Source organism: Arthrobacter sp. NtRootA1, from assembly GCF_019976975.1.
GTDB lineage: Bacteria > Actinomycetota > Actinomycetes > Actinomycetales > Micrococcaceae > Arthrobacter > Arthrobacter aromaticivorans.
In genome coordinates this window covers 3,446,783-3,459,942 of the sequence record NZ_AP024630.1, presented here as the reverse complement: position 1 = coordinate 3,459,942, position 13,160 = coordinate 3,446,783, and the positions used below count along the sequence as shown (strand labels likewise).

General features: G+C 61.3%; 14 protein-coding genes and 1 riboswitch. Of the genes, 12 read left to right on the top strand and 2 right to left on the bottom strand.

Annotated elements, in window-relative coordinates; translation table 11 throughout:
- Positions 1-25: 25 nt before the first annotated feature.
- Entirely contained in the window at positions 26-1,426 is a 1,401-nt protein-coding gene (locus tag LDN90_RS15725; RefSeq protein ID WP_223946308.1) for a glucose-6-phosphate dehydrogenase, read from the bottom strand.
- A gap of 172 nt (positions 1,427-1,598) precedes the next feature.
- Here LDN90_RS15725 and ffh point away from each other — a divergent pair, with 172 nt between their 5' ends.
- Together ffh and LDN90_RS15715 are read left to right on the top strand one after the other, a co-directional pair.
- Complete coding sequence (gene ffh, locus LDN90_RS15720) at positions 1,599-3,176, top strand: signal recognition particle protein (RefSeq protein WP_216923851.1); 1,578 nt, start codon at positions 1,599-1,601, stop codon at positions 3,174-3,176.
- Positions 3,177-3,282: 106 nt separating this feature from the next.
- Positions 3,283-4,005 carry an alpha/beta hydrolase gene (locus LDN90_RS15715; protein ID WP_223946307.1) on the top strand — a complete coding sequence of 241 codons (723 nt, stop codon included), beginning with the start codon at positions 3,283-3,285 and terminating at the stop codon, positions 4,003-4,005.
- Here the strand turns inward: LDN90_RS15715 and thiC are convergent.
- A complete protein-coding gene (thiC, locus tag LDN90_RS15710) occupies positions 3,988-5,835 on the bottom strand; it encodes a phosphomethylpyrimidine synthase ThiC (protein ID WP_275963194.1) in 1,848 nt (615 codons plus the stop codon). The genes LDN90_RS15715 and thiC overlap by 18 nt on opposite strands.
- A riboswitch (TPP riboswitch) is annotated at positions 5,831-5,938 on the bottom strand. (Overlaps the previous gene by 5 nt.)
- An 84-nt stretch (positions 5,939-6,022) precedes the next feature.
- Between thiC and LDN90_RS15705 the strand changes: the two genes are divergently transcribed.
- From LDN90_RS15705 to lepB (LDN90_RS15660), 10 genes are all read left to right on the top strand, one after another.
- Entirely contained in the window at positions 6,023-7,105 is a 1,083-nt protein-coding gene (locus tag LDN90_RS15705) for an amidohydrolase family protein (protein WP_216923849.1), read from the top strand.
- A gap of 77 nt (positions 7,106-7,182) precedes the next feature.
- Positions 7,183-8,055: a VOC family protein gene (locus tag LDN90_RS15700; RefSeq protein ID WP_216923848.1), complete on the top strand. Its 873-nt coding sequence runs from the start codon at positions 7,183-7,185 to the stop codon at positions 8,053-8,055.
- Positions 8,056-8,161: 106 nt separating this feature from the next.
- Positions 8,162-8,614, top strand: a complete 453-nt coding sequence (locus LDN90_RS15695; RefSeq protein WP_223946306.1) for a hypothetical protein — start codon at positions 8,162-8,164, stop codon at positions 8,612-8,614.
- Between the two features lie 188 nt (positions 8,615-8,802).
- Positions 8,803-9,222 (top strand): 30S ribosomal protein S16, encoded by a 420-nt coding sequence (rpsP, locus tag LDN90_RS15690; protein WP_017199647.1) that lies wholly within the window; start codon positions 8,803-8,805, stop codon positions 9,220-9,222.
- Between the two features lies 1 nt (position 9,223).
- Entirely contained in the window at positions 9,224-9,466 is a 243-nt protein-coding gene (locus LDN90_RS15685; RefSeq protein ID WP_144659985.1) for an RNA-binding protein, read from the top strand.
- Between the two features lie 131 nt (positions 9,467-9,597).
- Positions 9,598-10,152 (top strand): ribosome maturation factor RimM, encoded by a 555-nt coding sequence (gene rimM, locus LDN90_RS15680; RefSeq protein WP_223946305.1) that lies wholly within the window; start codon positions 9,598-9,600, stop codon positions 10,150-10,152.
- Positions 10,153-10,962 carry a tRNA (guanosine(37)-N1)-methyltransferase TrmD gene (gene trmD / locus LDN90_RS15675; protein WP_223946304.1) on the top strand — a complete coding sequence of 270 codons (810 nt, stop codon included), beginning with the start codon at positions 10,153-10,155 and terminating at the stop codon, positions 10,960-10,962. It begins immediately after the preceding gene.
- Between the two features lie 254 nt (positions 10,963-11,216).
- Positions 11,217-11,570 carry a 50S ribosomal protein L19 gene (gene rplS / locus LDN90_RS15670; RefSeq protein WP_014922079.1) on the top strand — a complete coding sequence of 118 codons (354 nt, stop codon included), beginning with the start codon at positions 11,217-11,219 and terminating at the stop codon, positions 11,568-11,570.
- 81 nt (positions 11,571-11,651) lie between these two features.
- Positions 11,652-12,326 carry a signal peptidase I gene (gene lepB, locus LDN90_RS15665; protein WP_223946303.1) on the top strand — a complete coding sequence of 225 codons (675 nt, stop codon included), beginning with the start codon at positions 11,652-11,654 and terminating at the stop codon, positions 12,324-12,326.
- Positions 12,327-13,160 carry a signal peptidase I gene (lepB, locus tag LDN90_RS15660; protein ID WP_216923844.1) on the top strand — a complete coding sequence of 278 codons (834 nt, stop codon included), beginning with the start codon at positions 12,327-12,329 and terminating at the stop codon, positions 13,158-13,160.

The window sequence follows — 13,160 nt, the reverse complement described above, 5'->3', positions numbered from 1 at the left end:
CGCCCTATGAGGGTCGCCGCCCGGCCTAACCCACGACGGCGGTGGGCCAGTCCGCCGGCCCGGCGCCACCGGCGTCGTACTCCTCCAAGGGGACTGTATCCCGTTCCCAAGCCCGAAGGACGGGCTCAATGATCCGCCAGCAGTCCTCGGCTGTGTCGCCCCGGACGGAGAGCAAGGGATCGCCCGTGAGTACGCCTTCAAGTACTTCACCGTACGGAAGCATGTCTGTCGCGTACAGCTCTGCGACGAGGCTGGCCCGGTCCAAGGCGAAGATGTCGCCTGGACCGTTGACATCGACGTCGAGTTGGAGGGTGTCTGGCCCGAACCCAATCCGGAGTTGGTTGGGGGAGTCCACGCCGGAGAAGCCGGTGGGCAGGTGCGGTACTGGCCGGAAGGTGATCACGGCTTCCTTCCTCCGGCGCCCCAAGGCCTTGCCGGAGCGCAGGAGGAAGGGAACTCCCTCCCACCGCCAGTTATCAATGTCCACCCGGACTTCGGCGAGTGTCTCGGTGTTGCGTGAGGGGTCAACGCCTTCCTCGGCGGTGTAATCCGGCACTGTCCGTTCCCCGAGCGTTCCTGCCGTGTAGCGCGCCCGCCGCGTTGAATCGCGGTAAGGGGCTTTGATACTGCTGGCCCTCAAGACCGTAGCCACGGCGTCGCGGAGGTCACGTTCATTGATGCTGGCTGGCGCGTCGATGGCGATGAACGCCATGATGTGCAGCAAATGGCTCTGGATCATGTCACGCAACGCACCGGCGCCGTCGTAATAACGGGCCCGTCCTTCAAGGGCGAGGTCCTCGTCAAAGACGATTTCCACCTTTTCGATGTGGTCGCGGTTCCACACAGGCTCAAGGAATCGGTTGGCGAACCGCAAGCCGAGGATATTCAGGACAGTGGCCTTGCCCAGGAAGTGGTCCATTCGGTGGATGTGGTCCTCAGGCACGAGAGTGGCCAGCGTTTGGTTGAGTTCGCGTGCAGATTCGCTTCCGGAACCGAAGGGCTTTTCCATCACCAGGCGGGTGCCGGCGGGCATTTGCTCGCGACGGAGGACTTCACACGCTTTCTGGCTGATGTGGGGCGGCAGGGCGAAATAGATGGCTATGGGTCCCTCCAGGCGTGCCAAGAGGTCCGCCAAGGGCCCGTCGGTAGTGACATCCACTCGGTGGTATTCGGTGGATCCGGCCACAGCTGCCAAGGCGTTGCGTCCATTTGCATCGGCGGTCTTTGACGCAGCCGCAAATGCTCCATGGACGCGTTCCTGCCATTGCTCCGGCGTCCAGGGGTCGGACCCGGCCCCCACCAGTCGCAACCCGGGCGCCCGACCCGTGGCTATAAGCCCTGCCAGTCCCGGGAGGAGCAGCCTGCCTGTAAGGTCCCCGGACGCGCCGAGGATGAGCAACGTTTTCACAGTTGTTTTGCTGGTCACTGTGCCAGCATGCCATCTTGCAGGTGCGACTTGGTACCCTAGATAGTCGAGTCCCTTGGTTGACACGGATTTGTTGGGGTTGAGGCAAATTTGTTTGGGGCAAGAATAAGTCAAGACTCTGGCGTGCCGCACTGGCCGCCAATCGCAGACCATCGAAAGAAGTGCACGGCGCGTGTTCAATTCACTCTCTGACCGGTTGACAGCAACCTTCAAGAACCTCCGTGGCAAGGGCCGCCTCTCCGAGGCTGATGTCGATGCCACCGTCCGGGAGATCCGCCGTGCCCTTTTGGACGCGGATGTTGCCGTTTCGGTGGTCCGCGAATTCACGTCCCGCATTCGCGAGCGGGCTCTTGGCGCCGAGGTTTCCGGTGCCTTGAACCCGAGCCAGCAGATCGTCAAGATCGTCAACGAGGAACTCGTGGAGATCCTCGGCGGTGAAACACGGCGCATCCGCTTGGCCAAGACCGGCCCCACCATCATCATGCTGGCCGGCCTCCAGGGTGCAGGCAAGACCACCCTTGCTGGCAAGCTGTCCAAGTGGCTTAAGGCGCAGGGCCACAGCCCCATGCTGGTTGCCTGCGACCTCCAGCGGCCCAACGCCGTAACGCAGCTTCAGGTTGTCGGCCAGCGCGCAGGCGTCCCTGTCTTCGCGCCGCACCCGGGAGCAACCTCCGAGCTGGACCACCCGGCCGGTGACCCTGTGGCGGTTGCCAGTGCCGGTGTGGAAGAAGCGCGCCAGAAGCTGCACGACGTCGTGATTGTTGACACCGCGGGCCGCCTCGGCGTTGATGCCGAGATGATGGACCAGGCGCGAAGGATCCGTCAGGCGATCATCCCGAACGAAGTCCTCTTCGTCATCGACTCCATGATCGGCCAGGACGCCGTCAACACGGCCATGGCGTTTGATGAAGGCGTCAACTTCACCGGCATCGTGCTGTCCAAGCTCGACGGCGATGCCCGCGGTGGTGCCGCGCTCTCCGTTGCGTCCGTCACTGGTAAGCCGGTCATGTTTGCATCCACTGGTGAAGGCCTGGACGACTTCGAACTCTTCCACCCGGACCGGATGGCTTCGCGCATCCTGGACATGGGTGACGTACTGACCTTGATCGAACAGGCTGAGAAGGCTTGGGACAAGGACGAAGCTGCCCGGATGGCGAAGAAGTTCGCCGACCAGGAAGACTTCACCCTGGATGACTTCCTCGCCCAGATGCAGCAGATCCGCAACATGGGTTCCATGAAGAAGATGCTCATGATGATGCCGGGTGCCCAAAACATCCGCCAGCAGCTGGAGAACTTCGACGAACGCGAAATCGATCGCGTTGAGGCGATCGTCAGGTCCATGACGCCGCACGAGCGCGTAGCTCCCAAAATCATCAACGGCTCCCGCAGGGCCCGCATCGCAAAGGGTTCAGGTGTGCACGTCTCCGAGGTTAACGGCCTCCTGGAGCGCTTCGCCCAAGCCCAGAAAATGATGAAGAAGATGGCCCAGGGCGGTATGCCCGGTATGCCGGGCATGCCGGGAATGGGTGGCCCCGGCGGAGGCCGCAAGGGCGGCAAAAACGCTCCGAAGAAGAAGGCGCGCTCCGGCAACCCCGCAAAGGCAGCCCAGGAACTCCGGGACGCCGAGGCCAAACGGGCCAATGCGGCCTCGGCAGCCCCCACGGGAGCGGCGTTCGGTCAGGGCGCTGCGGACTTCGATCCGTCCACGCTGAACCTCCCCAAGGGCTTCGAGAAGTTCCTGGGCAAGTAACCCGGAACCTCCGACTCACTGTGACAGTTGGCGCCGTTGTGAATTCCCATAACGGCGCCAACTGCTTTTTGGCGGGGATGTCAGGGCTCTGGACTAGGGTGAATCCATGCACAAGCAGCGCGTAGTCTTCGTCCACGGACTGGGGAGTTTTGGCGCCTCGGCATGGCCCAAGCAGCACGGCATGGCCCTGTCATATGACGCACTGTTCCTCCGCCGGCACGGCTTTGATCCCGTGGCTGAACCCATGGAATCCGACGTAGCTGCGGATGTCGGCATCGTGGTTGCTTCGCTGGTGGATTCTGGTGGCGGCCATGTGGTGGCGCATGAGCAAGGTGCAATCTCCGCCATGCTCGCAGCAGTTGAACGCCCGGACCTGGTGCATTCACTGACACTGGTTGAACCGGCTTGTTTATCCCTGACAGCCGAGCTGCCTGCCACGACATTCCATCGTTCGCTCATGGAACCGCTGTTTGACGTGCGGAACCAGCTTAAGGACGCCGACTACCAACGCGAATACTTCAGGCGTGCTTTTTCGGCCGAAGCCAGCGGGCTGGACACGCCCGAAGCGCGCCGTTCCGCACGCCGCCTCCGGCTGCAGGCACCTCCTTGGGAGGCGTCCCTGCACATCGTTCCTGGCGTGCCTACCCTTGTCCTTACGGGCGGGTGGGAACCACTGTACGAAGAAATCGCAGGGTACCTGGAGGACACCGGTGCCCTCCGCCGCGTAGCAGCTGGAGGGCACCGGCCCCAGGATTCAGTGGATGGAGACCGGATTATTCGCTCTTTTGTTGCCGATGTTGTCCGGACGAGGTCAGTTAAGGTTTCCTGAAGTCTCCGCCGTCCGGGTAGTGGGAAGCTGCAGCTCAGGCAGGTACACCTTGCCACCCGACGCCAGGAATTCTTCGCTCTTTTCCCGCATGCCGTCGTATATACCGGCAATGGCGGCCTGCGCGTCGGCCGAACCGAACTCGTCCCTGATGTCCTGGCTGATGCGCATCGAGCAGAATTTTGGTCCGCACATCGAGCAGAAGTGCGCGGTCTTGGCAGGTTCGGCGGGAAGTGTTTCGTCGTGGAAGGCTTCTGCGGTAACCGGGTCCAGGGACAGTGCGAACTGGTCGCGCCAACGGAACTCGAACCTGGCCTTGGACAAAGCGTCGTCGCGTTCGTTTGCGCCCGGGTGTCCCTTGGCGAGGTCCGCTGCGTGCGCTGCGATCTTGTACGTGATCACACCGGTCTTCACATCGTCCTTGTTTGGCAGTCCAAGGTGTTCTTTGGGCGTCACGTAGCAGAGCATGGCCGTGCCATAGCGCGCAATTTCCGTTGCACCGATTGCCGATGTGATGTGGTCGTAGCCAGGAGCAACGTCCGTGACCAGCGGTCCCAAGGTGTAGAAGGGGGCACCTTTACAGAGTTCCTGTTGGCGTTCCACATTCTCGCGGACCAAGTGGAAGGGAATATGCCCGGGTCCTTCAACCATCACCTGCACATCAAATTCCCAAGCGCGCTGGGTCAGCTCGGCAAGCGTATCGAGCTCAGCGAACTGCGCGGCGTCGTTGGCATCGGCTGTGGCGCCGGGACGCAGGCCGTCGCCCAACGAGAAGGCGACGTCGTACTTGGCAAAGATTTCGCAGAGCTCATCAAAATGCGTGTAGAGGAAGTTCTCCTCGTGGTGCGCCAGGCACCACCCCGCCATGATCGAGCCGCCGCGGGAGACGATTCCTGTCACACGGTTTGCCGTCAAGGGCACGTACCGCAGGAGCACTCCGGCGTGGATTGTCATGTAGTCAACGCCCTGTTCGCATTGCTCGATGACGGTATCCCGGAAAATTTCCCACGTGAGCTTGTTGGCTTCGCCGTTGACCTTCTCCAGGGCCTGGTAGATGGGTACAGTGCCGATCGGAACGGGGGAGTTGCGGATGATCCACTCGCGGGTTGTGTGGATGTCGTCGCCAGTGGACAAGTCCATGACGGTGTCGGCACCCCACTGGGTTGCCCATTGCAGCTTGTCAACTTCCTCGGCGATGGAACTGGTGACGGCCGAGTTTCCGATGTTGGCGTTGATTTTGACCAGGAAGGCCTTGCCAATGATCATGGGCTCGGATTCCGGGTGGTTGATGTTGTTGGGAATGATGGCGCGCCCGGCAGCCACTTCGCTGCGTACCAGTTCGACGTCACAATTCTCACGCAGTGCGACAAACTGCATTTCCGGCGTGATGATGCCTTGCTTTGCATAGTGCATCTGGGTGACCGTCTTACCTTCGACGGCGCGGCGGGGCACCGGTTGCGCCCCCTTCCACTCCTGGGATGCTGCACCGCGGCGTACCGCTGATTTGCCGTCGTCGAGCAGGTTCCTCTCCCGCCCGGAATATGCCTCGGTATCTCCCCGGGCTTCGATCCATCCGGTGCGGAACGGTTCCAGGCCCACCACGGGGTCGCTGCCCGGTCCGGCAGTTCGGTATACCTGCAGTGGTTCGTTGGCCTCACCGTTGGGGGAGGGCTCCAACGCAATCTCCGTAACGGGGACCCGGATACCATTTGCCGGGTCTTCCAACCAGGCCAACGAATGGGACTTCAGCGACTGCGTGACGGTTTCCGCCGCTTTTTCGCTGGTGTTGGTCTGGTTTTCGGCAGAGCTGTGCTGTGTTTTGGTGGTGCTCAAAGGATTACTCACTTCCTTCGCCGGCATTACCCGGACAGGTTCAACGGTCGCAGACTGCTTCAGTCCGATCTCAGCCCTTGCAGGGGCCCCCGTGTGGTCGTAGACGAAGCTACCACAGCTCCGATCGGCGTCCCAGTCACACCCGGTCGTGAGGATTGGCCCATGCCTGGCAGATTAGGCTTTTGCCATGGCCAACATCATCGAATTCACCGGTCCTGTGCTTGTCGCAGGAGACGAGCAACGACACGGACTGTGGTCCGTTGATGGCAAACTGACGTTCGACCGTCCCGTTGCCGCGCCCGATTCCACACTGGAGGGGTGGGTCCTTCCTGGTTTTGTAGACGCCCATTGCCATATTGGACTTGGCGTCGGCGGGGCGGTTGATGAGCAAACAACTCTTGCCCAGGCACAGGCGGACCTAAAAGCCGGCACATTGTTGATCCGCGACGCCGGCTCGCCAAGCGATACACGTTGGGTTCAGCGGCGGGAGGACCTCCCACGGCTGCTTCGTGCCGGACGCCACATCGCCCGGAGTCGGCGTTACCTGCGTGGCTTGGGCCACGAAGTGGAGCCGGGCGAGCTCGTGGAGACAGTCCGTAAGGAAGCCCGGGACGGGGACGGTTGGGTGAAACTAGTGGGCGACTGGATCGATCGCGGTGCCGGTGACCTCTCCGCCTCGTTTCCCGCGAACGTCGTAAGGGATGCCATCGCCGCCGCCCACGACGAAGGGGCCAGGGTGACGGCCCACTGCTTCGCTGAAGACACCATTGATGACATGCTCGACGCCGGGATTGACTGCATTGAGCATGCAACCGGCCTTTTGCCCCGGCATATTCCCCGCCTGGTGGAGCAGTCTGTCCCGATTGTTCCTACGTTGGTAAACATCGCGACTTTTCCGGATATCGCCGCCCAGGCCGCACCTAAGTTTCCGGTCTATGCCGAGCACATGACCCGGCTTTGGGAGCGGCGCCGAGAACGGGTGCTGGAGGCCTACCAAGCCGGTGTTTCCATCTATGCGGGAACTGACGCAGGGAGCGTGATCAAGCACGGCAGGATCGCTGACGAAATGAAGGAACTGCACGACGCCGGCCTGCCGCCCACTGCCGTTCTGGGCGCCGCCACATGGGGCGCACGGAAGTGGCTCGGAGCCGAGGGCATCAGCGAAGGGGCAAGTGCCGACGTCGTGCTGTGCCGGGATGATCCCAGGAAGAACCTCGCAACTGTGGCAAGCCTGAAGCATGTAGTCCTGCGCGGAAAACTGGTCTACTAGGAATAAATTGAAGCTTCAAGTAATTTAGATAAGTAGAACGTGCCGAAGGGCGGCCATCTATGAACCGGGAGCTTCACATGACGACGATATCCAACCAGGATCTCCTTCCTGCCGAACTCACCATGGGCACCGTCATGCTCAAGGTCGGCGATATGAGGGTAATGAGTGACTACTATCAGCGTGCCTTGGGCTTGGAGATCGTGGCCGAGCAGGATGGCGGGCTGTACCTCGGGCGCTTGGGCAAGCCTGTAGTCCACCTCGCTCCCGCTGCCGGCCTGCAGATTCCAGGCCGTGGGGAAGCGGGGCTTTTCCATACGGCCATCCTGTTCCAGGACCAGCCTTCCCTGGCGGCCACCATCGCCACTGCGGCAGAGTATGAACCGCGCGCCTTTGTAGGCAGTGCTGACCATTTGGTGAGCGAAGCGTTCTACTTCACTGATCCGGAAGGCAACGGCATCGAGCTCTATTACGACAAACCGCGCGATGTGTGGCAGTGGGATGGCAAGACCGTGGTGATGGACAATGTTGCCTTGCCGCCCCAGCGTTTCCTCCAGCAACACTTGAGTGAGGCCGCCGTGACTGGCCAGCGGGAAGCCGCAGCCGGCGTCGGGCACGTGCACCTTCAGGTAGGTGACGTGCAGACCGCCCAGGATTTTTATGTGGACACGCTGGGTTTTGAGAGGACGGCGGGCTGGCACGGGCAGGCGTTGTTCGTATCTGCCGGCGGGTACCACCACCACATGGCGATGAACGTGTGGAACAGCCGAGGGGCTGGACCCCGAAAGGACACTCTGGGCCTGGGCGAAGTCTTGATCGAGGTGCCGTCCGCGGATGACGTCGCTGCACTGGCTGACCGGCTGAAAGTTGCGTCCGTGGCGAACCACCATACGGGCCTGGAGCTTCAGTTCGAAGACCCTTGGCGCAACAAGCTGCGCGTGGCAGTGCGCTAAGCATCCTCGCGCTGGCTTCCGCGAGCATGGGCAGGGACTGCATTAGGCTGGGCATTGACGGTATTTGCCCCCTTGGGCCTTGCCGCCGCCCCGTCAGCACGAACGAATGAGAGCACTCTCCATGGGCTTTGCCGAAATTTTTGTAGCCACCCACGATGAAGCACTCAAGAGGGCAGCTGCCTTGGATCGGGGCGCTGACGTTACCGGCCCCGCCGTCAGGATCGATGGCATCACCGACTTTGAGGTCGAACAATTGGGTGACCTTGCGGGTAAAGCCGTCCACGCTGCCGGCGCAGACTACGAACTGGCGCTGGTGGATGTCACCAGCGACGCCCTCCTTGGTGTTCCGGAGGCGATGGTGAGGGCGCTGGCCGAGCTGCTGACGTATGAAAGCGAAGGCGACGGGAACGTTCTTGACGACGTCGCTGCGGCGTGGGCGGCTCAGGACGACATGCCTTTTGGTGCGGACGAATCGCGTCAATACGTGCAGCAGTTGGCCGCCTTGGCCACTGACGTGGAAAAGGCGGAGCGGTCAGGGCTCTACGTTTGGTCTGTCTGACCGTTGTGGCCGGGAGTGGCGAAAGTCGTAATTACTTCCGGCATCTGGCACAATGGTCAGGTACTTGATTGGCGCGGCCCCTCTCTCCGTGCCCAAATCTTGTCCTTTCGAACCCCCAAGTATGGCCCGCCCCACGGGTGCAGAACGTCGGGTTCAACCCCGTTTCAGAAACAGGAGTGACCACAAAAGTGGCCGTAAAGATTCGCCTTAAGCGCTTCGGTAAGATGCGCGCACCGTACTACCGCATCGTCGTCATGGATGCCCGCGCCAAGCGCGATGGCCGTGCCATTGAAGAAATCGGCAAGTACCACCCCACCGAAGAGCCGTCGTACATCGAGGTCGCTTCCGAGCGCGCCCAGTACTGGCTTTCCGTTGGCGCCCAGCCGACCGAGCAGGTTGCCGCGATCCTCAAGATCACCGGTGACTGGCAGAAGTTCAAGGGCCTGCCGGGCCAGGAAGGCACCCTGAAGACCAAAGCTCCGAAGGAAGCCTTCGTAGCCCCGGAGAAGGGTTCCGTCATCATTCCGGAAGCCATCACCAAGAAGGCCAAGAAGGACGAAGCCGAAGCTCCGGCCGAGGCTGAAGCAGAGACCACCGAGGCTGAGTAAATTGCTGGCAGAAGCGCTCGAGCACTTGGTCCGTGGGATCGTTGACAGCCCTGAGGATGTCAAGGTCAGTGCCAGGAACAACCGCCGCGGGGAATCCCTCGAGGTGCGCGTTCACCAGGAGGACCTCGGACGGGTGATCGGCCGTCAGGGACGTACCGCACGCGCATTGCGCACTGTGGTTGCAGCCCTGGCAGGTGGCGAGCAGGTCAGGGTCGACGTCGTCGACACCGATCGTCGCCGGTAACGCGCTCAGCAATACTTGTCTTAGATCCGGCCCCTTCACCGAATATGGTGGAGGGGCCGGATTGCTTTATCGATCATTTCACTTCCGTTGCTGCCAGGCAGCGCGGGCACAACGAGAATTCAGAGGAACCCATGCAGCTCCAGGTGGCCCGGATCGGCAAACCCCATGGCATACGCGGCGAGGTGACGGTGCAAGTGCTCACCGACGCCCCCTCCGAGCGCTTCGTCGCTGGAACCGAATTCGTCGTGGAACCGGCCTCTGCGGGCCCGCTGACCATCCGCAGCGCCAGATGGAACAAAGACATCCTCCTGCTGGGCTTCGAAGAAATTGCAGACCGCAATGCCGCCGAGGCCATCCGTGGCGCGAAGCTTTTCATTGAAACCGAAGAACTCGACGACGAAGACGACGACGAAGGCTGGTATGAGCACGAACTCGTTGGGCTGGAGGCGCGGGTTGGCTCACAGGTTGTGGGCAAAGTTGCCGCGCTGACCACAATGCCGGTTCAGGACCTGTTGACGGTCAAGACGGAGGAAGGAAAGGAAATTCTGGTTCCCTTCGTCGATGAAATCGTGCCAGAGGTCAACATCGAGGACGGCTTCATTCTCATCACCCCGCCTGCTGGTCTCTTCGAAATCAACGATGACACGGCCGAGGAGTCCAAGGACGGCGCCGGGGATGATGCCTGAATGAGGATCGATGTCGTCAGCATCTTCCCTGAATACCTTGCCCCGCTTGAACTTTCGCTGATAGGCAAGGCACGCCAGGATGGGCTCGTGGAACTTAACGTCCACGACCTCCGGACGTTCACCACTGACAAGCACCGGACCGTGGACGACACTCCCTATGGGGGCGGCGCCGGCATGGTGATGAAACCCGAGCCGTGGGCGCAGGCGCTTGAGTCGGTTGCGGGGGTTCGTGAGGGCACCAAACCTGTGCTGATCGTGCCTTCGCCGGCAGGGGAGAGGTTTACCCAGGCCCTTGCCTATGAGCTCGCCGAAGAGGAACAGCTGGTCTTTGCCTGCGGGCGGTACGAGGGAATTGACGAGCGCGTCATCGACTGGGCCCAGGAGCACTTCACGGTGCGGCCTGTCAGCCTTGGCGACTACGTCCTCAATGGCGGGGAAGTTGCTGTCCTGGCCATGGTTGAAGCAATCGGCCGTTTGCTCCCCGGAGTGGTGGGCAACCCCGAATCGCTCGTTGAAGAATCCCACTCGGACGGCCTCCTTGAGTATCCGGTGTATACCAAGCCATCCTCATGGCGGGACCACGAAGTGCCGCCGGTCCTGCTCAGCGGCAACCACGGGAAGATCGCGCAGTGGCGGCGTCACGAACAGTTCCGCCGCACTGCCGAGCGGCGCCCGGATCTCCTTGACAACTTCGACGCCGGTCAGCTGAGTCGTGCGGACCGCAACGCACTCGCGGACCTGGGTTACAACGTCGTGGATGGTCGCTTGCGCCGCCGCATGGAAAGCAACACGGCACAGCAGACCCGCTAACCGCCCTCGGGCATTTCGAGTCCGCATAATTGGCCGGATGCTGCGGCATGTGGCAGAATTAACCCTTGTGTCTGCTGGGCTAGCACCTGCCACAGGGGGAGCGAAGCCAACAGCCGGACAACCCGGTGCCGCCAATCAGTGGCGGAATCGGACACCAAGAAACTTCGGCGGAGATTTCCGGTTGGCTTTGTGCCGCGGGCTTGTCTGCCGTAACCCAAAGTGGATGACCTGTGGCGTTCACCAGGAGTGGATTAATGCATATCCTCGATAGCGTAGATGCAGCCTCGCTGCGTAACGATGTTCCCGAGTTCCGCGCGGGTGACACCCTCAAGGTTCACGTCAACATCATCGAAGGCAAGAACTCCCGTGTCCAGGTATTCCAGGGCTTTGTCCTGGGCCGCCAGGGTGACGGCGTTCGCGAAACCTTCACCGTGCGCAAGGTTTCCTTCGGTGTCGGCGTAGAGCGTACCTTCCCGGTACACTCCCCGATCATCGACAAGATCGAGGTCGTTACCAAGGGTGACGTCCGTCGCGCCAAGCTTTACTACATGCGCGCACTGCGCGGTAAGGCTGCGAAGATCAAGGAAAAGCGCGACTTCGCCAAGTAAGTCCAGCGACTTACGCAACGGGTCCAGGATTCGTGCCCGGTTTGTCCCGGAGCAATCCGCAACGCAACAGGGATACGAGTCATGGACACATCAGAACGCCAGCCCCGGAAACAGGGCTGGCGTTTTGTTTTGCTGGCATTGGTCCTTGCAATCGCGATCAGCGGCTTGGTCCGCTCCTTGTGGGTCGACGTTTACTACATCCCTTCCGAGTCCATGGAGCCGTTACTGGGGACTGGGGACAGGATCCTGGTTTCCCGTACAGCATTCGCCTCCGAGGCGATCCAGCGTGGAGACGTCGTTGTCTTTGACGGGCGTGGGTCGTTCGCCCCGCTCAGCAGCGGTAAGGGTCCCCTTGTTGACACGGCTGCTGCAGTGACTCAGTGGTTCGGGCTCACTGGAAGCGATACCACATATGTGAAACGGGTCATTGGGATTCCGGGTGACCACGTTCAGTGCTGCTCCTCCGAGGGGCGGCTCACAGTGAACGGTCAGGTACTTGAGGAACCCTATGTGTACCCCGGGGACGAACCCAGCAAACAGAAGTTCGACGTCGTGGTTCCCGAGGGCCGGCTCTGGCTTATGGGCGACCACCGATCCCGCTCTGCTGATTCCCGCGGATTGCTGGGAGCACCTGGTGGGGGAATGGTCCCGCTTGACCGGGTGATCGGCAGACCAGTCCAGATTATCTGGCCCCTTGATAGATTTGCAGAGGTGCCTCGCTCCCCGCAGGCCGAACCATCAAAGAACGGACAATAAATGCCGGACAAAGTTCCCGAGAACCCCGAGCGGCACGACGACGACGCGCGGCTCTCGGACGGAACGGCTGGCGTGGCCGGAGTGGCTGAGCCCAGCCCGGCCGCTGACGCTGCCGCCGATACCGGCAACAAAACCGACGAGGACGAAAAGCCACGCAGGAACCCTGTCCTTGGATGGCTGAAGGAAATCGTCACGGTCGTGGCCATTGCTGTAGTGCTCTCCTTCCTTATCAAGACATTCCTTTTCCGGGCGTTCTACATTCCTTCTGAATCCATGGAAAGTACCTTGGACGTGAATGACCGCATCTTCATCAACCTGCTGGTGCCGGAGCCCTTCGCTTTGGAGCGGGGCGACGTGGTCGTCTTCAAGGATTCGCAAGGTTGGCTGCCCGCAGTTCTGAAAAAACCGGCGGGCCCCCTTGATTGGGTAGGCGACACTTTGGAGTTCGTTGGGTTGGCGGCCGACGACAATGAGCAGCACCTGGTCAAGCGTGTGATTGGGCTTCCCGGCGATCACGTTTCCTGCTGTGACGCGCAGGGTCGGGTCAGCATCAATGGCACACCAGTGGACGAAACATACATCAATCCTGCAGAAGTGCCCCAGCCCAACCCGTTCGACATCGTCGTTCCAGAGGGCAAGGTCTGGGTGATGGGAGACAACCGCAACCACTCCGCAGATTCCAGGGCCCACCAGGAGGTCAATGGTGGTTTCATTAATATCGAGGACGTTGAGGGCAAAGCCACAGTCATAGCCTGGCCCGTCAACCGGTGGACGGTGCTGGACAATTACCCGGATGTCTTCAAGAACGTTCCCGCGGGCACGTCAGGAAAATAG

Bases quoted from the DNA above. Each gene is read 5' to 3' on its own strand.
- LDN90_RS15715 (WP_223946307.1), top strand. From the start codon at position 3,283: ATGCACAAGCAGCGCGTAGTCTTCGTCCACGGACTGGGGAGTTTTGGC.
- LDN90_RS15705 (WP_216923849.1), top strand. From the start codon at position 6,023: ATGGCCAACATCATCGAATTCACCGGTCCTGTGCTTGTCGCAGGAGAC.
- LDN90_RS15700 (WP_216923848.1), top strand. From the start codon at position 7,183: ATGACGACGATATCCAACCAGGATCTCCTTCCTGCCGAACTCACCATG.
- LDN90_RS15695 (WP_223946306.1), top strand. From the start codon at position 8,162: ATGAGAGCACTCTCCATGGGCTTTGCCGAAATTTTTGTAGCCACCCAC.
- rimM (WP_223946305.1), top strand. From the start codon at position 9,598: ATGCAGCTCCAGGTGGCCCGGATCGGCAAACCCCATGGCATACGCGGC.
- trmD (WP_223946304.1), top strand. From the start codon at position 10,153: ATGAGGATCGATGTCGTCAGCATCTTCCCTGAATACCTTGCCCCGCTT.
- rplS (WP_014922079.1), top strand. From the start codon at position 11,217: ATGCATATCCTCGATAGCGTAGATGCAGCCTCGCTGCGTAACGATGTT.
- lepB (WP_223946303.1), top strand. From the start codon at position 11,652: ATGGACACATCAGAACGCCAGCCCCGGAAACAGGGCTGGCGTTTTGTT.
- lepB (WP_216923844.1), top strand. From the start codon at position 12,327: ATGCCGGACAAAGTTCCCGAGAACCCCGAGCGGCACGACGACGACGCG.